The 21,100-nt window shown below is 61.7% G+C and carries 16 protein-coding genes; 13 read left to right on the forward strand and 3 right to left on the reverse strand.

Annotated elements, in window-relative coordinates; genetic code table 11:
- The first annotated feature begins 8 nt into the window (after window positions 1-8).
- From metZ to Q9295_RS05640, 3 genes are all read left to right on the forward strand, one after another.
- Entirely contained in the window at window positions 9-1,190 is a 1,182-nt protein-coding gene (gene metZ, locus Q9295_RS05630; RefSeq protein ID WP_306679528.1) for an O-succinylhomoserine sulfhydrylase, read from the forward strand.
- A gap of 265 nt (window positions 1,191-1,455) precedes the next feature.
- Window positions 1,456-2,544, forward strand: a complete 1,089-nt coding sequence (gene folE2 / locus Q9295_RS05635; RefSeq protein WP_306679529.1) for a GTP cyclohydrolase FolE2 — start codon at window positions 1,456-1,458, stop codon at window positions 2,542-2,544.
- A gap of 195 nt (window positions 2,545-2,739) precedes the next feature.
- Window positions 2,740-4,188, forward strand: coding sequence for a TrkH family potassium uptake protein (locus tag Q9295_RS05640; RefSeq protein ID WP_306679530.1), 1,449 nt, complete (start codon window positions 2,740-2,742; stop codon window positions 4,186-4,188).
- Between the two features lie 98 nt (window positions 4,189-4,286).
- Here the strand turns inward: Q9295_RS05640 and Q9295_RS05645 are convergent, their stop codons facing one another.
- A complete protein-coding gene (locus tag Q9295_RS05645) occupies window positions 4,287-6,119 on the reverse strand; it encodes a serine protease (RefSeq protein WP_306679531.1) in 1,833 nt (610 codons plus the stop codon).
- A 192-nt stretch (window positions 6,120-6,311) separates the two neighbouring features.
- Here Q9295_RS05645 and Q9295_RS05650 point away from each other — a divergent pair, with 192 nt between their 5' ends.
- The 9 genes from Q9295_RS05650 (at window position 6,312) to Q9295_RS05690 (ending at window position 17,882) form a co-directional block, all read left to right on the forward strand.
- On the forward strand, window positions 6,312-7,256 hold the full coding sequence (locus Q9295_RS05650; RefSeq protein WP_306679532.1) for a glycine--tRNA ligase subunit alpha: 945 nt from the start codon (window positions 6,312-6,314) through the stop codon (window positions 7,254-7,256).
- Window positions 7,253-7,798, forward strand: coding sequence for a DUF6446 family protein (locus tag Q9295_RS05655; RefSeq protein ID WP_306679533.1), 546 nt, complete (start codon window positions 7,253-7,255; stop codon window positions 7,796-7,798). Before Q9295_RS05650 ends, Q9295_RS05655 begins: the two co-directional genes overlap by 4 nt.
- A complete protein-coding gene (gene glyS / locus Q9295_RS05660) occupies window positions 7,798-10,029 on the forward strand; it encodes a glycine--tRNA ligase subunit beta (protein ID WP_306679534.1) in 2,232 nt (743 codons plus the stop codon). The genes Q9295_RS05655 and glyS overlap by 1 nt, the downstream gene beginning before the upstream one ends.
- 69 nt (window positions 10,030-10,098) lie before the next feature.
- Complete coding sequence (locus tag Q9295_RS05665) at window positions 10,099-12,645, forward strand: putative PEP-binding protein (protein WP_306679535.1); 2,547 nt, start codon at window positions 10,099-10,101, stop codon at window positions 12,643-12,645.
- A 252-nt stretch (window positions 12,646-12,897) separates the two neighbouring features.
- Window positions 12,898-13,575 (forward strand): cell wall hydrolase, encoded by a 678-nt coding sequence (locus tag Q9295_RS05670; protein WP_306679536.1) that lies wholly within the window; start codon window positions 12,898-12,900, stop codon window positions 13,573-13,575.
- Window positions 13,576-13,704: 129 nt separating this feature from the next.
- Complete coding sequence (locus tag Q9295_RS05675; protein ID WP_306679537.1) at window positions 13,705-14,598, forward strand: dihydroneopterin aldolase; 894 nt, start codon at window positions 13,705-13,707, stop codon at window positions 14,596-14,598.
- A 46-nt stretch (window positions 14,599-14,644) separates the two neighbouring features.
- A complete protein-coding gene (gene folP / locus Q9295_RS05680; RefSeq protein WP_306679538.1) occupies window positions 14,645-15,649 on the forward strand; it encodes a dihydropteroate synthase in 1,005 nt (334 codons plus the stop codon).
- Window positions 15,646-16,989 carry a phosphoglucosamine mutase gene (gene glmM, locus Q9295_RS05685; RefSeq protein WP_306679539.1) on the forward strand — a complete coding sequence of 448 codons (1,344 nt, stop codon included), beginning with the start codon at window positions 15,646-15,648 and terminating at the stop codon, window positions 16,987-16,989. Before folP ends, glmM begins: the two co-directional genes overlap by 4 nt.
- Window positions 16,990-17,048: 59 nt before the next feature.
- Window positions 17,049-17,882: an Ivy family c-type lysozyme inhibitor gene (locus Q9295_RS05690; protein ID WP_306679540.1), complete on the forward strand. Its 834-nt coding sequence runs from the start codon at window positions 17,049-17,051 to the stop codon at window positions 17,880-17,882.
- A gap of 72 nt (window positions 17,883-17,954) precedes the next feature.
- On the opposite strand, the gene Q9295_RS05695 is transcribed toward Q9295_RS05690, so the two are convergent.
- Window positions 17,955-19,235, reverse strand: a complete 1,281-nt coding sequence (locus tag Q9295_RS05695; protein ID WP_306679541.1) for an MFS transporter — start codon at window positions 19,233-19,235, stop codon at window positions 17,955-17,957.
- A gap of 257 nt (window positions 19,236-19,492) precedes the next feature.
- Window positions 19,493-20,515, reverse strand: coding sequence for a ketol-acid reductoisomerase (gene ilvC, locus Q9295_RS05700; protein ID WP_306679542.1), 1,023 nt, complete (start codon window positions 20,513-20,515; stop codon window positions 19,493-19,495).
- A gap of 128 nt (window positions 20,516-20,643) precedes the next feature.
- Here ilvC and Q9295_RS05705 point away from each other — a divergent pair, with 128 nt between their 5' ends.
- Window positions 20,644-21,099, forward strand: coding sequence for an Lrp/AsnC family transcriptional regulator (locus Q9295_RS05705; protein WP_306679543.1), 456 nt, complete (start codon window positions 20,644-20,646; stop codon window positions 21,097-21,099).
- Window position 21,100 lies beyond the last annotated feature (1 nt).

A 21,100-nucleotide genomic window follows, 5' to 3' on the forward strand; every position in this document is an offset into this window, starting at 1 on the left:
GCCTGACGATGACCAAGGGTTGGAAAACACGCACGAAACTTGTCCATCAGGGCATCCGCCGCAGCCAATATGGCGAGATGGCCGAGGCGATTTTTCTGACCCAAGGCTTCGCCTATCCCGATGCAGAATCCGCCGAAGCGCGGTTCGTGCAGGCCGGTGCGGATGAGTTCATCTATGCCCGCTACGGCAATCCGACCACCCGGATGTTCGAAGAGCGGATCGCCGGGCTTGAGGGCACCGAGGACGCTTTTGCCACCGCTTCGGGCATGGCGGCGGTCAATGGGGCGTTGGTTTCGGGCTTGAAGGCGGGGGATCATGTGGTCTCGGCCCGGGCGCTCTTTGGGTCGTGTCTTTACATCCTTGAGGATGTGCTGGGGCGCTTTGGCGTCAATGTCACCTTTGTTGATGGCGAGGATCTGGAACAGTGGAAAGCTGCTGTAAAACCAGAGACTAAGCTGGTGTTCTTCGAGTCGATGTCGAACCCGACCCTGCAACTCGTCGATATCAAATCCGTGGCCGAGATCGCCCATGCGGTGGGGGCTTTGGTGGTGGTCGACAACGTCTTCGCCACGCCGATCTTCTCGCGTGCGGTCGAGCAAGGTGCTGATGTTGTTATCTATTCTACCACAAAGCACATCGACGGTCAGGGCCGGGCTTTGGGCGGGGTGATCTGCGGCACGCGTGAGCATATCCGCAAGGTGGTTGAGCCTTATATGAAGCACACCGGCGGCTCGATGAGCCCGATGACGGCTTGGATGCATCTGCATGGCCTTGCCACGCTGGATCTGCGCTGCCGGGCCATGGCCGATGGCGCGCTGAAGATCGCCAAAGCGCTGGAAAGCCACGATAAAATCTCGAAGGTGATCTATCCGGGGCTGGAAAGCCACCCGCAGCATGCTCTGGCGATGGAGCAGTTGGGCGTGGGTGGCACTTTGGTCGCCTTTGAGGTCAAGGGCGGCAAAGATGCGGCCTTCCGCTTCCTCAACGCTTTGGAAATTGCCTGCATTTCCAATAACCTCGGCGATGCCAAGACCATTGCGACCCATCCGGCGACCACCACCCATCAGCGTCTGCCGCAAGATCAAAAGGACGCTTTGGGCATCTCGCCGGGGCTGATCCGCTTCTCGGTCGGGATCGAGGATGCCGACGATCTGGTTGCCGATCTGATGCAGGCTTTGGAAGAGGTCTAAAGCCTGAAATCCGACAGCTGGTTTTCCGCTGGCTTAGGTATGGCAAAGGTATGGTTTCGGTCGGGCTGTGATCCCCCGGCGGGTTTGGCGTCTTTCAGGCGCAACCCGTCGGGAACCTCCCTTGTCTTGGCGGTGAAATTGACTATCTCTGAGGTCTTCGCGCATCGACCAGGGTGATCCTTGCGCGGGCCTTCATCGCCATCTGGCAGCAACTCTCCATCCGGAAATTGACGGCAGTCCTGCCCGAACCGAAAGGATCCGCCCTATGAACATCCATCACCCCGCGCCCAGCCGCGAAGAGGCCGAGGCCGCTTTGGCGCTTTTGCGCCACTGGGCCGATGCTGCCAGCCGCGAAGAGGTGGCAGCCCTCGACCCCGCGCTTGGGCCGGTGCTTGCCGGGCAAAACGCTGCTGGATACCCGGAGCTGAACCGGAGCTATCCGGCTGACTTCCAGCCTGATGCCGCCTATCGCGCCTCGATGCCGGATTTGCAGAACGGGCCTGCGAGCCTGATCCGAGGCGCCAAGGCGCTGATCCAGCATGTCGGGATTTCGAACTTCCGCCTGCCGATCCGCTACCACACCCGCGACGCGGGCGAGATCACTTTGGAGACCTCTGTCACCGGCACGGTCAGCCTGGAATCGGAGAAAAAAGGCATCAATATGAGCCGTATCATGCGGTCATTCTATGCCCATGCCGAGAAGGATTTCTCCTTTGCGGTGGTTGAGCATGCGCTTGAGGACTACAAGCGCGACCTTGGCTCTTTCGATGCGCGCATCATGATGCGGTTTTCCTTCCCGGTGCGGATTGAGAGCCTGCGCTCGGGGCTTTCGGGCTGGCAATATTACGATATCGCGCTGGAGCTGGTGGATGTGGCGGGGGTGCGCAAGCGCTTCATGCATCTTGATTATGTCTATAGCTCGACCTGCCCTTGCAGCTTGGAGCTCTCCGAACATGCCCGCATGACCCGTGGCCAGTTGGCCACGCCGCATTCGCAGCGCTCGGTGGCGCGGCTTTCGGTGGAGCTGGCGGGCGGCAAGCGGCTTTGGTTCGAAGATCTGATCGAGCTTGCCCGCTCGGGCGTGCCGACCGAGACGCAAGTCATGGTCAAACGCGAGGATGAGCAGGCTTTTGCGGAACTTAACGCCGCAAATCCGATCTTCGTCGAAGATGCCGCGCGCAGCTTTGCCCGGGCCTTGAAGCAAGACCCGCGGGTGGGCGATTTCCGCGTGCTGGCAAGCCATCAAGAAAGCCTGCACAGCCATGATGCGGTGAGCCTTTTGACCGAAGGCCCGACCTTTGCCGCCGAAAGCCTTGACCCGCGTCTTTTCCAAAGTCTGTTCCACGTCGGCTAAGCGCGGAGCCTCCGGCGGGGATATTTAGATTCTGAAAGAGCCGTAAGATGAGGCTCTGCCTTCTTTCCCTCTTTTAGAATGAAAATATCCTCGGGGGTCTGGGGGCAGACAGCCCCCAGCCTTTGGCCTCCAGCGAGGCGTTGAAAATTTCGCGCGAATTTGACGCAAGGCCGAGAACCCCCTAACAGTTCGGGGATGATTGACCTTCGCCCCGTGGCCTATGTGATCGGACGCATTCTTGTCGTCCTTGCCATTTTGATGCTGGCACCCGCGATCATTGATTGGCGCGCGGGCGACGCCAATGGCGTTGCCTTTGCGCAATCGGCGATCATCACCGGATTTGTCGGCGCGGTCTTGTCGCTGGCGACGGTGAACGGGCTTTCGACCTCGCTTGATGTGCGGCAGGCCTATCTTCTGACCATCGGCATCTGGGTGCTGACCCCGGCCTTCAGCGCTTTGCCCTTTTGGCTGGGCGCGCCGCATCTGACCCCGGTTTACGCCTATTTCGAGGCGGTCTCGGGGATCACCACCACCGGCGCTTCGGTGATCGTCGGGCTTGAGGTCTTGCCGGAAGGCGTGAACCTCTGGCGCGGCATGATGCATTGGGTGGGCGGCCTTGGCATCGCCTTTATCGCGATGATCTTTTTGCCGATCATGCGGGTGGGGGGGATGCAGTTTTTCCGCACCGAGGGCTTTGACACTTTCGGCAAGGCCTTGCCGCGCGCCACCGATATCGCGCGGCAACTGTTGGTGCTTTATTGTGGGCTGACCTTGGGCTTTGCTTTGGTCTATGCCGCTTTGGGGATGCCGGCTTTGGAGGCGGTGGTGCATGGCATGTCCACGGTCTCGACCGGGGGGTTTGGCACGCGGGACGATAGTTTTTCCAGCTATTCTGCGGCGATGCTATATGCGGCATCGCTCTTCATGATCCTGTCGTCCTTGCCCTACATTCGCTATGTGCAACTGATGAACGGCCAAGCGACGCCGCTGTGGCGCGACAGTCAGGCGCGGGCCTATTTGCGCTGGCTGCTGAGCGCGGTGGTCTTTGTCGCGGGCTGGCAGGTTTGGTCCACCGGGATGGGGGTGGAGCTGGCGTTTCGCGAGAGCCTTTTCAACCTGACCTCAATCATGTCTTCGACCGGGTTTTTCGCAGGCTCCTTCCCGGAATGGGGCGGGGTGATGCTGGTGGTGGCCTTGGTCTTGGGCGTGGTGGGGGCTTGTTCGGGGTCATCCGCCTCGGGGCTGTCGGTCTTTCGGGTGCAGATCGCGATGGCGCTGTTGCGGCGGCAAATCCGCCAGATCACCAGCCCTTCGGCGGTGGATCCGGTGAAATATGACGGGCGGACGGTGGGCGAGGATGTGATCTCGGCCGTGATCATGTTCATCTCGGGGTTTATCTTGATCTTCGGCGTGTTGACCGTGGCGATGACGCTGACCGGGGTGGATATTGAGAGCGCATTGTTCGGGGTTTGGCAGGCTTTGGGCAATGCGGGTTACGGCTTTGGCCCCTTGGTGTCGCGGACCGGCACCTTCATCGATTACCCTGAGGCGGCGATCTTGATCATGACTTTGGCGATGATCATGGGGCGGTTGGGGTTGATGGCGGTCTTGGTGCTGCTGCTGCCGCGGTTCTGGCGCCGTTAGGTTAAGCGGCGCGGCTGGTTGCTTCGTCCGGGGGCTGAAAAGAAAAAGCCGCGCTTGGGGGCGCGGCTTTTGCGTTTTAGGGGCCTTTGGCCGCTTGCTTAGTCTTGCCAGCAGGAGACGAGGACGGTCATGCCGGTGGCCGCTTCGGTGAGTTTCACCGGGGCGAGGCGCTCGGTTAGCTCGGATTGGGCCGGCGTCACGCCCGCGCTTTGCAAAAAGGCGGTGAGCGTGGCGGCGGAGGCGGCAAAGGAGGTGCCAGCGGGGAGCTGCTGTGCGCCGACCGAGGCTTCGGGCAGCAGGAGGCCAGTAACGGCGCCGCTTTCGTCCAAGACCGGGCCACCGGCATCGCCGGGCAAAGCGGTGAGGGCAAGGCGGTTGATCCCGGCTTCGCCGCGTAGGCCTTCGGAGGCCTCAAACGTGCCGAAGGTCAGCACTGGGGCGGGCAGGCGGTCTTCATAGGAATATCCCGCCACCGCGATCTCGGCGCCAAGGCGGTCGGGGGCGGTTTGGAAGCGCGCCGTGGCGGGCGGGGCCAGGCGGGTGGCGGGGGTCAGGAGCGCCAGACCCTCGGCGCTGGCACTGACCTTCGCCTCGGTCTCGTGGTCAAGCGTGATGCGGCTGCAGGCCTCGACCGCTGCGGCGCTGGTCAGCACAGAACCTGTCTCATCGACGTAGAAGCCTGAGCGGCTGAAGGCGGGGCGGCGCAGCTCAAGCCCGGCCAGAAGGCCGCGACGGGTGCTGTCGGACAGGGCCACCATGCCGGGGTCCAATGCGGTTGAGCCGGTGGAGCGGAAGCTGGCCTCGAGCACCTCGCGCAGGCGGGCGTCGCGGGCGGCATTTTCCGGCGTGCCGACCAGCATGAAGCCTTTGACGGTGCTGTTCGACTGCTGCGCCCAAGCGTGGCTGTCTTGGCTGGCAGAGGTGCCGTGGATGCGGAAGGATTTTTCCGTCAGCTCACGCGCACCAGTGGCGGGCATGGCATCAAGCCGTTGCAAGATATCGTAAAGACCCGCCAAAGCGGCTTTGTCGCCGGGCTGCGAGATCAGCACCAAGCTGAGGTCCGAGCCATTCTTCGCGCGATAATGCACGAAGGGCGGTTGGTAGCGGTCGAATTCCACCAAGGCCAGCGGCAGGGTGGCTTGAATGCCCGCCTCGGCCTCTTCGACGGCGGCAAAGCCAAATTCGGTGACTTCGGCTTGGTAGTTCGCAACCAAAGTCGCGCGTTGACGGCTGGTGAGCACACCCGTCGGCTCAATCGCCATTGCCGCCTGCCAATTGGCCATGGAATTGCGGGTGCCGCTGCCGAAAGCGCCGTCGATGCCGCCGGAATAATAGCCAAACCATTGCAGAGCGGTCTGCAAAAGCTGACGGTCTTCGAGGGAGAGGGCGGCTTCGGAGGCGCGGGCTTCGGCCAAGGTCTCTTCCGGCTCATAGATCTCGGGCGAGATCGGGGCCGGGGGCTCTTCATGAGTGGCGAGGCTCTCGGGATCCGCTTCGGGCGTCTCAAGCGCCAAGGGGGCGGTGTCGATATCGGGAATGGTGACGCCTTCGACGTCAGGCTCGATCAGCGGCAGGCCGGTGACGCCGGGATCAATTGCGAAGCTTTCTTGTGGCCAGAATTGCGCGGTGAAATCTGAGGCCACAGCGATATAGCTGTCAGCCGGGATCATCATCTCAGATCTGAGGAAATTGAGCCGCGCCGCGCCTTCGGCCACCGAATAGGGGCCAAGCACGATGGCATACCAGCCCGAGCGCAGCTGAAAGCCGTTGGTTTCGGGAAAAGCGGTGGAATAGGCGAAGGCGCGCTCTTGAGCGACCTCGAGCGTGGGCTGCGCCTCAATCTGCAGCCAAACTTGATCCTGAGCTTGCGCGGGGGACAGATGGAGAAAGACGGCGACCAGACAAAGAACTGCGCGCAAAGCTGCTTGCATCGTGAAACACATTCCAATGAGAGGGGCGCGGCGCAGGAGCCCGCCCGGCTGTGGCGAATTGTCCAAGGCACCTTAAAGCGCGGCCTTGCGGGGGCAAGAGCTAAGGCGGGGCGATTTCGGGGAATTGACCGCATCGGGGCCAGTGGATAGGGAAGGGGCCACATCTGACATGGTAGGACAGGGGCAGGGACGATGGCCGAGACGGTAGCCACTCCGCGCAGTTTTCAGGAAATCATCCTGCGGCTTCAGGCCTATTGGGCCTCCAAGGGCTGCGCCATCCTGCAACCCTATGACATGGAAGTGGGCGCGGGCACCTTCCACCCGGCAACCACCTTGCGCAGTCTGGGCAATAAGCATTGGGCCGCGGCCTATGTGCAACCCTCGCGCCGCCCGACCGATGGGCGCTATGGCGAGAACCCCAACCGCTTGCAGCATTACTATCAGTATCAGGTGATCATTAAGCCCTCGCCCCCGGATATGCAGGCTTTGTATCTGGGGTCTTTGGAGGCGATTGGGATTGACCTGTCGCTGCATGACATTCGTTTCGTCGAGGATGACTGGGAGAGCCCGACTTTGGGCGCTTGGGGTCTGGGCTGGGAAGTGTGGTGTGACGGGATGGAAGTCTCGCAATTCACCTATTTCCAGCAAGTTGGCGGGCATGATTGCAAGCCAGTCTCGGGCGAGCTGACTTACGGGCTTGAGCGCTTGGCGATGTATGTGATGGCGGTCGATCACGTCATGGATATGCCGTTCAACGATCCGTCGAGCCCGATCCCGCTGACGTACGGCGATGTGTTCCGCCAGACCGAGGAAGAATATTCGCGCCATAACTTTGATGGGGCGACGACCGAGATGCTTTTCCGGCATTTCGAAGATGCCGAAGCCGAATGCCAGCGTCTCTTGGACTTCCCGGCGGAAGATCCCAAGACCGGCAAGACCATTATCATGGCGCATCCGGCCTATGATCAGACGATCAAAGCCTCGCATTTGTTCAACTTGTTGGACGCGCGGGGCGTTATTTCGGTGACCGAGCGGCAGGCCTATATCGGCCGGGTGCGGGCCTTGGCGAAGAAATGCGCCGATGCGTTCCGCTTGACCGAAGCGGGCCGGGATGCGGCATCGGGAGATGCGGCGTGAGTGCTGGGAAAATTGCAGCGGGGTCGATCGTGGTATCTGCTTTAGCCGCCGCAGGGCTGATGTATTACCTGCAAGTTTATGCGTTCTATGATGAAGTTGCCTTTGAAAAAGGCAATGAAATCCGCATGGTGCCGATCGCCTCGGGCGTGCCAGAGCCGATCTTGGTGGAAGGTATCAAGGGGATTGACGGCGAGGCCTCGCCCTTGAAGTTCCGGGCCTGTTTCACCACGCCAATGTCGCTGCCGATGTTGACCGAGACCTATCAGATGTACCAAGGCCAGCCCGAGCCGAATTTTGCGCCCGGCTGGTTTGACTGCTTTGACGCCGCGCAGATTGGCGCGGATCTGGAGGCGGGCACGGCTTTGGCCTTCTTGTCCGAGCCGACGAAAAGCTATGGCATCGACCGCGTTGTGGCGGTTTATGACGATGGCCGCGCCTTTGCTTGGCATCAGATCAATGCCTGCGGCAAAGCGCATTACGATGGAAAAGACTTGCCGGCCGATTGCCCGGCACCGCCTGCCGCTGCCGAAGGGAGCAACTGATGCCGGACCTGTTGATCGAACTCTTCTCAGAAGAAATCCCGGCGCGGATGCAGGGCATGGCCCGCGACGAGCTGAAAAAGCGCGTGACCGACGGGCTGGTCGAGGCCGGTTTGACCTATGCCTCGGCGGGTGCGTTTTCGACGCCGCGCCGGCTGGTGCTGGCTTTGGAAGGGCTGACGGCAGAGAGCCGTCCGGTGCGCGAAGAGCGCAAAGGGCCGAACGTCTCGGCCCCGGCTGCGGCTTTGGAGGGCTTCTTGCGCTCGACCGGGTTGACGGTGGAGCAGTTGGAAAAGCGCGCCGATAAGAAGGGCGAGGTTTGGTTCGCCGTGGTCGAAAAGCCCGGTCGCCAAGCGTCTGAGATTGTTGCCGAAGTGCTGGAAGCCACGATCCGCAACTTCCCTTGGCCAAAGTCGATGCGCTGGGGCGCGGGGGCTTTGCGCTGGGTGCGACCCTTGCACTCGATCCTGTGCATCCTGACCGACGAAGCGGGGGCTTCGGTGGTGCCGATGACGGTGGAGGGCATCACCTCGGGCAATGAGACTGAGGGGCATCGCTTCATGGGGGCGGGGCGCTTTGCGGTCAGCTCTTACGACGATTATGTGGTGAAGCTGCGCCGCGCAAAGGTGATGCTGGACACCGGCGAGCGGGAGCAGGCGATCTGGACCGCCGCACAAAATTTGGCGTTCGCGCAAGGGCTTGAGCTGGTCGAAGACCGCGGGCTTTTGACCGAAGTGGCGGGGCTGGTGGAATGGCCGGTGCCGTTGATGGGCCGGATTGCCGATGAATTCCTTGGCCTGCCGGCTGAGGTGTTGCAGACCTCGATGAAAGAACATCAGAAGTTCTTCTCGGTCAAAAACCCAAAAACTGGCCGGATCGAGGGCTTTGTCACCGTCGCCAATATTGAAGCGGCGGACCATGGCGCGACGATCCTGAAGGGCAACCAAAAGGTGCTGGCGGCGCGTCTGTCGGATGCGCGCTTCTTCTGGGAAAACGATCTGCGCGTGGCCAAATCGGGCATGGCGGAATGGGCCGATGGGCTGAAAGTGGTGACCTTCCACAATAAACTTGGGTCTCAGGCCGACCGGATCGACCGCATTGCCGCTTTGGCGCGGGAGATTGCGCCCTTGGTTGGCGCCGATGCTGCGCAGGCGGAGCGCGCAGCGCGGATCGCCAAGCTCGACTTGCGCTCGGCGATGGTTGGTGAATTCCCGGAGCTGCAAGGCACGATGGGCCGCTATTACGCGCTTGAGGCCGGTGAGACGGAAGCCGTCGCCAATGCGGCGCGCGACCATTACTCGCCGCTTGGCCCCTCGGATGCGGTGCCGTCGGAGCCGGTGTCGGTGGCCGTGGCTTTGGCCGATAAGCTGGATACGCTGACCGGCTTCTGGGCGGTGGATGAAAAACCGACGGGGTCGAAAGACCCCTTCGCGCTGCGTCGTGCGGCTTTGGGCGTGATCCGGCTGGTGCTGGGGAATGGTGTTCGGCTGGGGCTTAGAGCACCGTTAACCATCGAAATCGTTCGGCAGATGGCTCACTATTCCGCGCGACGTGACACGCCGGCACTTTCTACGGCCTACGTTTCGCTTAGTAAGCTTGGGCAACAAGAGATTGCAGGCGACTTGTTTGATAAAATCCTCGCCGATGCGAACGCTGAGAAGACACCGGAAGAACTTCGTCAACTTAACGAGGAATTCGCAAGTAAATCCGCTGACCTCCTTTCCTTCTTCCACGACCGTCTGAAAGTTTTCCTGCGCGATCAAGGCATTCGTCATGATGTCATCGATGCTTGCTTGGCGATGCCGGGCAATGATGACCTGACACTTTTGGTCAAACGGGCCGAGGCTTTGGCGGCGGTTCTGAAGACCGAGGATGGGGCGAACCTGATCCAAGGGTTTAAGCGCGCGAACAATATCCTTTCCCAAGCCGAGGCGAAGGATGGGGTCGAATATTCCTTCGGCGCCGATCCGAAATTCGCCGAAACTGCCGAGGAAAGCGCGCTCTTTGCCGCGCTTGATGCGGCCGAGGCTAAGATCGGCCCGGCCATGAGCGCGGAGGATTTCCCCAGCGCGATGGCGGCGATGGCGGAGCTGCGCGGTCCGATCGACGCCTTCTTCACCGCGGTGCAAATCAACACCGAAAATGAGATCATCCGTCGCAACCGCTTGAATTTGTTGCACCGGATCCGTTCTATCTGTTCGGGGGTTGCGGATCTAACGCGCCTCGAAGGCTGATCCGGCGCCATATGTAACGCTTGCGCGAAAGCGCAAGCGGCGTATGCTGCGCTTGCAAAAGGTGCTGCAGTGCAGAAAATTGATCCGATTCTGGAATTTGTTGAGATCACCCCTACCGCCAGAATCGTGCCGGATGAGCATGGCTGGCGGTCGAAATGTTTGCAGCGCCTGATCCGGCTAGACCTGCCCGTGCCGAAAACCGTGGCTTTGCCTGCGGCCACGGTGCGCGCGATAGCCTCGGGTCATGTCGTTAATGCCCGCGCGATGCTTGAGGTTTTTGGCGATGGGCCGCTGGTCTCGGTGCGGCCAAGCCCGGCCAATCCCGATTGGGGCGGCCCGGCGACGATCCTGAATATTGGTTTGAATGACGCGCGGCACGCGCAACTGGCCCTGACGCATGGCGAAGCGGCGGCTGACGCGCTTTATGTTCGTTTTGTGCAATCTTACGCCATTCATGTCGCCCGTTTAGACCCTGACGCGTTCGAAGAGATCAAGCCGGGGCCGGGCGCCTTGGCCGAGGTTTTGCGGCTTTATCGCAATGAGACCGATGATCCCTTCCCGCAAGATCCCGCTCAGCAGCTGTCGGAAGTGCTGCGCTCGATGGCGCGGGCCTGGGAGGGCACCTCAGCGCGGCTCTTGCGTCAGGTAAAGGGCGCGCCGCCCGAGGCGGGGTTGGGCCTTGTGGTGCAGGCGATGGCGCAGGGCATCGGGCAGGGGATTTCCGGCTCGGGCGTCATTCAATTTGTCGATCCGGTGACGGGCCTGCCGCAGGTGACGGGGCGCTATCTGGGCCAAAGTCAGGGCCGCGATGCTCTGAAAACCGAAGCGGCTTTGTACCTCACCTGCGACAAGCGCGGGCCGTCTTTGGAAGAGGTGGCGCCAGAGCTTTTTGCGGAATTGCTGCGCTTTGGTGCGGTCTGCCGTCAGCGGCTGCGCGAAGAGATGCAGATCGAATTCACCATTGAAGACGGGCGCTTGGCGGTTCTTGATGCGGTGAAAGTGCAGCGCTCGGTGCGGGCTGGCTTGCATATTGCGGTGGCTTTGGCGCGCGACGGCGTGATCCCGCCACAAGAGGCGGTGCTGCGGGTTGAGCCGCGGGCCTTGTCGGAATTGCTGCACCATCAGGTCGATCCGCGCGGGCCGCGCGATGTGATTGCGCGCGGCATTGCCGCCTCGCCGGGGGCGGCTTCGGGAAAATTGGTCTTCACCTCGGATGCGGCACAAGCCTCGGCGGCGCGGGGCGAGGCGTGCATTTTGGTGCGGCGGGAAACAGCACCGGAAGACATTCGCGGGATGCATTCTTCAGCCGCCGTGCTGACCGAGCGGGGCGGGATGACCAGCCATGCCGCTGTTATTGCTCGCGGTTTGGGTCTGCCCTGCGTGGTGGGCGCTTCGGACATGCGGCTTGATATGCGCGAGCGCAAGCTGACCGCTTCGGATGGGCGCGTCTTCCATGAAGGCGATGTCATCACCTTGGATGGCTCGAAAGGGCAGGCTTTGGCGGGGGTGGCCGATATGCTGCCGCCCGCTTTGGACGATTCTTTCCGCCAGCTTTTGGCTTGGGCGGATGCCTTCCGCGACATCGGCATTCGGGCCAATGCCGACACGCCTTCGGACGCGGCCACGGCGCGGCGGTTTGAGGCCCAAGGCATCGGGCTTTGCCGCACCGAGCATATGTTCTTCGAAGAAGAGCGGCTGGTGGTGATGCGTGAGATGATCTTCGCCAATAGCCCCGAAGAGCGTGCGGCGGCCCTGGCCCGGCTTTTGCCGATGCAGCGCGATGATTTCGTGCAATTGTTCGATATTATGCAAGGATTGCCGGTTTGCATCCGGCTTTTCGACCCTCCATTGCATGAATTTCTACCGCATGACCGCGACGGGTTGCGCGGACTTGCCGAGGCTTTGGACCGGCCTTTGTCGGAAGTGACCCGCCGCGCCGATGCCCTGCGCGAGGTCAATCCGATGCTCGGGATGCGCGGCGTTCGGCTGGGTGTGGTTCTACCCGAAATTTACAATATGCAGGCGCAAGCGATCTTTGAGGCGACGATTGAGAGCGCGCAACGTGGCGCGCCGATCGTGCCCGAGGTGATGATCCCGCTGGTCTCGGCCAAGCGCGAGGTCGAGATGGTGAAGGCCCGGATCGACGCGGTCGCGGCGATGGTGCGCACCCATGCCAAGGTCGATTTCGACTATAAGCTGGGGGTGATGGTCGAGACGCCACGGGCGGCTTTGCGGGCGGGGGAGATCGCCCAGCATGCGGGCTTTTTGTCTTTCGGCACCAATGACCTGACGCAGATGACCTATGGGCTAAGCCGCGATGATGCGGGGCGGTTCATGAATTCCTATGTCCAGCTTGGCGTTTTCCCTGAGGATCCGTTCCATATTTTGGACGTGGATGGCGTGGGCGAGCTGCTCCTGATGGGCGCCGAGCGCGGTCGGGCGACGCGAAAAGATCTGACGTTGAGCATCTGTGGCGAGCATGGCGGCAACCCCGAATCGATAGATTTTTGCCGTCGAGCGGGCTTTGACTACGTCTCATGCAGCCCCTATCGGGTGCCGATGGCGCGACTGGCGGCAGCGCATTTGGCGCTGCGCGATCAGGCCAGTTCTCGGTAAAACTACATAAATACATAGCGTTGCGATTGTTTCTTAATTTAATACATTAACCATTTCGGCAGAAACCCGCCGATGCGATGCAAGAATGCGTGGCATTTTTGCATCGCTGCATGGACCCCCAAGCTGACCAGCGACTATGCCCGGCGGCTGTTGCGCGGGGGAGCCTTTCCTTGCGTGGGGATGAAACGGAAAACGGGAACTGCCATGAACCGCCTCGTGAGGCACGCGGCACCTGCACTTGTGGTCTTGTCTATGGCCCTTGCAGCAACCGCCAACCAAGCAGCGGCCGATATTGCGGTCAGCTCGAAGAATGCACCGTCAGGCCAAGCTGGTCTGCAAATGACGGCCCTTTTGGGCTTTGAACGCAAGGGGCTGCAACGGCTTTCGGAAGGGGATCTGGGGGCGATTGCCTCGGGTCCGGCCAAAGCCGAGCCTGCGCTGAAAGCCCCGCCTGCGGTGAAAAAGAAAACCGAACCCAAGATCGATCCGGGCCTGCGCTATAGCGATGCCTGGCTGGCGGCCCAGCCTGCGCCGCAAGGCGGGGCGGATTGGCAATGCCTGACCGAGGCATTGTATTTCGAAGCCCGCGGCGAGAGCCTTGAGGGCCAGTTCGCTGTGGCTGAGGTGATCTTGAACCGCTTCGAATCGGGCCTTTATCCGCGCTCGGTTTGTGCGGTGATCAAACAGCGCGGCAGCGGCTCTTGCGCTTTCTCTTATGTCTGCGACGGCATCTCGGACCAGATGCGCGACCGCACCAGCCGCGACCGCGCGGCGCGGATTGCCCGGGTGATGCTGGACGGCGCGCCGCGGCTGCTGACCGATGGCGCCACGCATTTCCACACGCGGGCGGTGAAGCCGTCTTGGTCGCGGAAGTTCCCGCAAACCGCCGCGATCGGGGCACATATCTTCTACCGCCAACCTGGCGCCTAAACCTTGCAGCGCCGGGGCTTCATGTCGCGGCGCTTGCCTTAGAGGCCGGGTTCGGGCAAGGGCAGGCGGGCAGGGCGCGCTAAGCTCTGCCACGCCGGGCAGGTCCCGACGCGTCGGGAAGGGACCAGAATGACGACCGATACCAAGCTTGCTTTTGCCCATCCTGAAGAGCGGGCGGAAGCCTCGGCCGGGGCGGATCCGCGGGACCGCATCAGCCTGCGCGACCATGTGGTCGAGGCCGATATCGGCGCTTTCCAGAAAGAACGCGGTCAAAAGCAGAGGTTGCGCTTTAACGTTGTGGTCGAAGTGCGGCCCGCGCCCGAGCCGCTGGAGGATGATGTTGACCGCATCCTCTCATACGACCGGATCACCGAATCCATCGCCACGGAGTTGGCGGATGAGCGGCTGAACCTCTTGGAAACATTGGCAGAGCGGCTGGCCGAGCGGATTTTGGCAGAGCCGCAGGCGATGCGGATTTTCATTCGGATCGAGAAGTTGGATGTTGGCCCCTATGTCTTGGGGGTTGAGATTGTGCGCTCTCGTGCGGCGATGCCATCGCGGGTCGGCGACGATGCCGTGCATCCTTTGGTGGTCTATTTCGACAATGAGACCGCCGAGGGGCCAGAGCTTTCGGCCAAGCTGGATGCGGTGTTGGCACGCGGGGTGCCGGCGGTCTTCTGCGTCGGTCTGCCGGATTTCCCGCGCGCGGTGACCGGGCATAAGCCCACCCAGCGCCGGATTGACCTTTTGGCGATTGAACAAAACGCTTGGGCCTTGGCCGCGCGCGATCCGCGCTGCGTGGTGGTTTCTAGCCGGACCGAGATTGATTGGGCGCTGAAGCGCGGCCGCTCGGTCGTTTGGGCGCCCTCGAAGATTGTGCTGGATGCGGTGGACGGGCCGAAGACCTCGGATCCGGTGGCCTTGGCCTTGTGGCTCGCCGAGGAATTGGCGGCGCAGGCTCTGATCGTTCACGGCTCTGTTACACTGCCAGCAGGAAGCCGCGTCCCGGTCGAACGCGGCTGATCCTTCCCCCTTGCCAAGGCGGGCGCGCTAAGGCTAGGCCGCTGGGATGATATACTGGCGTCCTCTTGTGCAATCTGGTGCGGTGCGGCCGAAATCGGCGGTGCCTTTGGCAGGCTCATCCTTATGGTTTTCCGAAGTGGAGCGCTTGGAGCGCGGCCGGGCCTCGGAGGTGGTGCCTGCGGCTGAGGCGGGGGCGGCGCTTGAGGCGCTAAGCGCGGCGCGGGCGGATTTCGCCGGGCTGTCGATGCGAAGCCCGCAAATCATGGGGATTTTGAACGTCACCCCGGATAGTTTTTCCGATGGCGGGCGGTTCTTAGCATCTGACGATGCTTTGGCGCAGGCGCGGGCGATCGCGCGGGATGCCGATATCTTGGACATTGGCGGCGAGAGCACGCGGCCCGGCTCGGCTGCCGTGGCGGTTGAGGAAGAGATTGCGCGCACCGCCCCGGTGATCGCCGCCTTGCGGGCGGATGGGGTGGAGACGGTGATCTCGGTCGATACCCGCAAAGGCCCGGTGGCGGCGGCGGCGCTGCAAGCCGGGGCGCAGATCGTCAATGATGTGGCGGCGCTGAGCTATGATGCTGAGATTGGCCCTTTGGTCGCGGCGCGGCAGGCTCCGGTGATCTTGATGCATCATCAAGGCTCGCCCGAGACGATGCAGCTTGAGCCGCGTTACGACGATGTTTTGCTGGATGTTTACGACTGGCTGGCCGAGCGGCTGGCAGCGGCTTTGGCGCTTGGCATTCCGAAAGAGCGGATCGCTTTGGATCCGGGCATCGGTTTTGGCAAAACGGTCGAGCATAATCTGACCCTGCTGCGCGGGCTGTCGCTGTTCCATGCTCTGGGCTGCCCGGTGCTTTTGGGCGCGAGCCGTAAACGCTTTATCGGAACGATTGCGCAGGTCGGTGAGGCGCGGGACCGGATGCCGGGCTCTGTCGCGGTGGCGCTGGCCGGGGTGGCGCAAGGAATGCAAATGATTAGGGTTCACGATGTGGCCGAGACGCGGCAGGCGCTGCGTTTGTGGCAAGCGGTGAACGGGGAGAGCGTATGAGCCGGAAACTCTTTGGCACCGATGGCGTGCGTGGGCGCGCCAATTCCTATCCGATGACGGCGGAAGTGGCCTTGAAGCTGGGGGCTGCGGCGGGGCGGTATTTCCGCCGCGATGGCGGCTCGGCGCATCGGGTGGTGATCGGCAAGGACACGCGGCTTTCGGGCTATATGCTGGAAAATGCGCTGACCGCCGGCCTGACCTCGACGGGGATGAATGTGCTTTTGCTGGGTCCGGTGCCGACACCGGGGGTGGGGTTCCTGACACGCTCGATGCGGGCGGATCTGGGGGTGATGATCTCGGCCAGCCACAACCCGCATCAAGACAACGGCATTAAGTTCTTTGGTCCCGATGGGTTTAAACTGTCCGATCAGGCCGAGATGGAGATTGAGGCGATGCTGGAGGGCGAGATCCGGCTGGCGCAGGCCGAGAATATCGGGCGCGCCAAAAGGATCGAGGATGGCCGCGGCCGCTATCAGGAGTTTGTGAAAACCAGCTTCCCCTCGGGCCTGCGGCTTGATGGGCTGAAAGTGGTTTTGGATTGCGCCAATGGGGCGGCCTATAAGGCGGCGCCCGAGGTGCTTTGGGAGTTGGGCGCCGAGGTGATCCCGGTGGGCGTCAGCCCCAATGGCACCAATATCAACGACCGCTGCGGTTCGACCTATACGCAGACGGCGGCTGAGGCGGTGGTGGCGCATGGCGCGCATGTGGGCATTGCGCTTGATGGTGATGCCGACCGGGTGATGATCTTGGACGAGCATGGCCGGGTGGCCGATGGCGACCAGATCATGGCCTTGCTTACGGCGCGTTGGGCCGACGAGGGGCGGCTTCAGGGTGGCACTTTGGTGGCCACGGTGATGTCGAACCTTGGGCTGGAGCGCTTCTTGGATGCGCGCGGCCTGCGGCTGGAACGCACCGCTGTGGGCGACCGCTATGTGGTCGAGGCGATGCGGGCGGGTGGCTTTAACCTTGGCGGCGAGCAATCGGGTCATATCGTGATGACCGATTACGCCACCACGGGCGATGGTCTGATCGCAGGGTTGCAATTCTTGGCCGAGATGGTGCGCAGCGGCGAGAAGGCCAGCCAGTTGATCCGCCAATTTGAGACCGTGCCGCAGCTTTTGAAGAATGTGCGCTATGAGGCCGGGAAGGCTCCGCTTGAGGCGGCAAGCGTGCAGGCGGTGATCGCGGCCAATGAGGCGCGGATTGCCGGTAAGGGCCGGATCTTGATCCGTAAATCCGGCACGGAACCGCTGATCCGGGTGATGGCGGAATGCCAAGATGCCGCTTTGCTGCAAAATGTGGTCGAAGAAATCGTCGCGGCGGTCGAGGCTGCGGTGTAACCGAATTTCGGCGCGACAGATCGCTTTGGCGCGCCCTTGTTTCACATAATGAGGCGTGCATGACCTTTTCGCTTGGCAAAATCCTTCCCCTGAGCCTGCCCTTGCTGGCGCCCTTTGCAGCTTTGGCGCAAGCGGCCGATGAGCGCTTTGATCTGGGCGGGCATGAGGTTTTGCTGCGCGCGACCGAGGATTTCACCAGCGCGGTCATCATGGGCGGCGAAACGCTGCATGAAGATGCGCAGGTCTTGCTCGATCCGGTGCTGGATCTGGCGGGCACGCCGGTGCTCTCGGGCCTGAGCGGCGCGGGCGGCAATGCTTGCAGTGCGGCCCCCTTTGTTCTGGCGCTGAAGAATGGCCAGCCCGAGTTGGATGGGCCGGTCGAGACCTGCACCTATCTGGAGCGTTCGATTGAAGGTGATGCGCTGGTTTACAGCAATACGCCTTTGCCGGGCGTGCCTTCTGAAGTTTGGCGTTGGACGGTGGCCGGCGGCTGGTCGCAGGAAGACGGGCAGGAATTCCAGCCGCTCGCGGGCGAGACTTGGGCCGATAGCGCGGTGCTGGCGGGCAAGCATCCGATCGAGGCTTTGGGCTTTGCACCGGTCTATGCGATCTTCAAGCAAGGTATGAGCCCGGTCGATTTTGCGGCCTATACCAATGCCTTGGCCGAAATGGGCTCGGGCGATCTGGGGGCGCTCGGCTATCAGGGGGAGGCGTGCTGGCAGGTCGATTGCGAGGGCGTCTGGGCGCGGCTTTGGATCGATCCGGCGACCAAGACGGCGGTGGCGATCTGGCAGGCGGCCGAAGATGACGCGCCTCGGTTCTTCCCGGAAGCGGCAGAGACTTGGCCCGCGTGGATTCAGGACGCGGCGCAGTCGGTGCTTGCCTTCGACTGAGCCGGGAGGCGGAATGTAAAAAGGGCCGGAGCGTGGATGCTCCGGCCCTTTTTCGTTGCGGTTGTCCGCAGGTTAGATCGCCTTGCGGCCGGTTGCGAAGATGCAAGCCAAGGTGATCAGCGCCGATGCGCCAAGGTAGTAGCCGACCGATTCCATACCGTGGTTGGCTTGCAGCCAAGTCGCGGCATAGGGGGCGAGCGATGCGCCAAAGATCGACGCGAAGTTGAAGGTCAGCGACGAGCCGGTGTAGCGCACCTCGGCCGGGAAGGGGGCGGCCAGAGCGGCACCGATCACGCCATAGGTTTGGCCCATCAAGAACATGCCGATGGTGACAAAGACATAGAGCCAGCCGATGCCATTGGTCATCAAGGGCGCAAGGAAGAAGGAGAAGACCGCGATGGCCAGCGAGACCACGATCAAGAAGAGATAGCGGCCCATCCAATCGCCCAGCTTGCCGGCGATGACGATGGAAATCCCGAAGATGACCGAGCCGTAGATCTGCATTTGCAGCGCTTCAAGCAGGGTCAGGCCGACGGTCTTGGTGTTGTAGGACAAGAGCCACGCCGTGCAGATGTAGAAGAGCACGAAGGTCACCAAGGCCACGAAGGTGCCAAGGAAGAGGCTCATCTTATGCTTGCGCAGCACTTCCATCGCCGGGACTTTGACGTCTTGCTTTTTCTTCAGCGCTTCCGAGAATTCGGGGGTTTCGGTGATGGCAAGACGCACCCACAGGCCAATGGCGATCAGCAGGATCGAAGCGAGGAAGGGCAGGCGCCAGCCCCAAGACATGAAGGCCTCGGGCGAGATGTAGTTCAAGAGCACCCAGAAGAAGCCCGACGACAGGAAGAGACCCACCGGCGCGCCCAATTGCGGGAACATGCCATACCAGCTTTTCTTGCCGGGCGGCGCGTTCTCGGTGGCAAGAAGCACAGCCCCGCCCCATTCACCGCCCAGACCGAAGCCTTGGCCGAAGCGGCAAAGCGCCAACAGGAGCGGTGCCAGAAGGCCGATTTGGCTGTAGGTCGGCAAAAGGCCGATCACCACGGTCGAGATGCCCATGGTCAGCAGTGCTGCAATGAGGGTGGCCTTGCGGCCGATTTTGTCGCCGTAATGGCCGAAGACCAAAGCGCCGAAGGGGCGGGCAAAGAAAGCGATGGAGAAGGTCGCGAAAGAGGCCAGAAGGGCGGCCGTGTCATTGCCTTGCGGGAAGAACAGCGCCGGGAAGACCAGCACTGCCGCCGTGGCATAGACGTAGAAGTCGAAGAACTCGATCGTGGTGCCGACAAGGCTTGCCGTCAGCACGCGGGCCGGTGAGTTCACCGCTTTGCCGCCCGCAGGAGTGGTTTGTGACATGTTACTGGTCCGAGCAATTTTATTTCAAAGGGCGGGCCGTTTTGGCAATTGCCCCTACGCCTTTGGCGGTAACGCTTTGACAATGGTTGCGAAAGCGGGAAAGCCCAAGTGAATGGCTGACCTGACGCCGGTGCATAGCTTGGCGCGGGCAGGCTTGGCCGTCGAGGCGGTTATTGCGGCGGTTTAGCCCAAGAAAAAAGGGCCGGAGCAATGCTCCGGCCCTTTTATAGGTGATGTCGTAAGATCGAGATGCGGGCTTAGTTGCGCGCTTTGTCGACCATTTTGCCTTTGGAGATCCAAGGCATCATTTCGCGCAGCTTTGCGCCGACTTGCTCGATCTGATGCTCGTCATTGGCACGGCGCGAGGCTTTGATGGTCGGCTGGCCAACGGCGTTTTCGAGCATGAAGTCGCGGACGAATTTGCCTTGCTGGATGTCTTGCAGCACGGCTTTCATGCGGGCTTTGGTCTCGTCGTACTTCAGAATGCGCGGGCCGGTGACATACTGGCCGTATTCTGCGGTGTTCGAGATCGAGTAGTCCATGTTGGCGATGCCGCCTTCATAGATCAGGTCGACGATCAGTTTCACTTCGTGCAGGCACTCGAAGTAAGCCATTTCCGGCGCGTAGCCCGCTTCGACCAGGGTCTCGAAGCCGCAACGGATCAGCTCAACCAGGCCGCCGCAGAGAACAGCTTGTTCGCCGAAGAGGTCGGTTTCGCATTCTTCGCGGAAGTTGGTCTCGATGATGCCCGAGCGGCCGCCGCCGATGGCGGAGCAGTAGGACAGACCGATTTCCAGCGCTTTGCCGGAGGCGTTGGTGTGGACAGCCACCAGGCAGGGCACGCCGCCGCCTTTGGTGTATTCGCCGCGCACGGTGTGGCCCGGGCCTTTCGGCGCCATCATGATCACGTCAACGCCGGCTTTCGGCTCGATGAGGCCGAAGTGCACGTTCAAACCATGGGCGAAAGCGATGGCTGCGCCTTCACGGATGTTGTCGTGGACGTATTTTTTGTAGGTTTCAGCCTGCAGCTCGTCGGGCATGGTGAACATGATCACGTCGGCCCAAGCCGCGGCTTCGGCGATGCCCATGACTTTGAGGCCTTCGCCTTCGGCTTTCTTAGCGGAGGGCGAGCCTTCGCGGAGTGCCACCACGAGGTTCTTCGCACCCGAATCGCGCAGGTTCAGCGCATGGGCGTGGCCTTGGCTGCCGTAGCCCAAGATCGCAACCTTGAGGTTCTTGATCAGGTTCACATCGCAATCGCGGTCGTAGTAAACGCGCATGGCACGCTCCTTTTGGCTTAAGATGATGGCAAAGTAGCAAAAACGCCGTCTCGATCCGTGCAATATTTGACCAATTTTGCGGTTTGTGCGAATAGCCATGCGCAGAATATGCTAGTTGTGAATTTATCATGCTTGATGACAGTGACAGGCGGATCTTGCGGCATTGGCTGGCCGAGCCCGGCCTCGACCGCGCGGTGCTGGCCGAGCGGGCAGGGGTGACCCCGGCCACGCTCTGGCGGCGGATCGAGAAGATGAAAGCCTCGGGTGTGGTCAAGGCCGAGGGCGCGGTGATCGACTGGCGCGCCTTGGGCTATGCGGTCGAGGTCTCCTTGCGGTTCACCTTGGATAAGACCGAGCCGCGCGCCTTTGATGAATTTATCGCCGCGGCAAGGGATGTGCCCGAGGTGATCGGGATTGAAACCTTCCTTGGCCGTGTTGACCTGCGTTTAAATGTGATCGCCCGCGATATGGGCCATTGGACCATGATCTACCGCGAGCGGATCTTGGCTTTGCCGCATATCGCCGAGGTCGAGGCTTTGATGCTGGTTTCAACCATCAAGGAAAGCGCGGGGTTGCCGCTGTGAG

It is taken from the genome of Pseudogemmobacter lacusdianii (genome assembly GCF_030848395.1).
Taxonomy (GTDB): Bacteria; Pseudomonadota; Alphaproteobacteria; order Rhodobacterales; family Rhodobacteraceae; genus Pseudogemmobacter; species Pseudogemmobacter lacusdianii.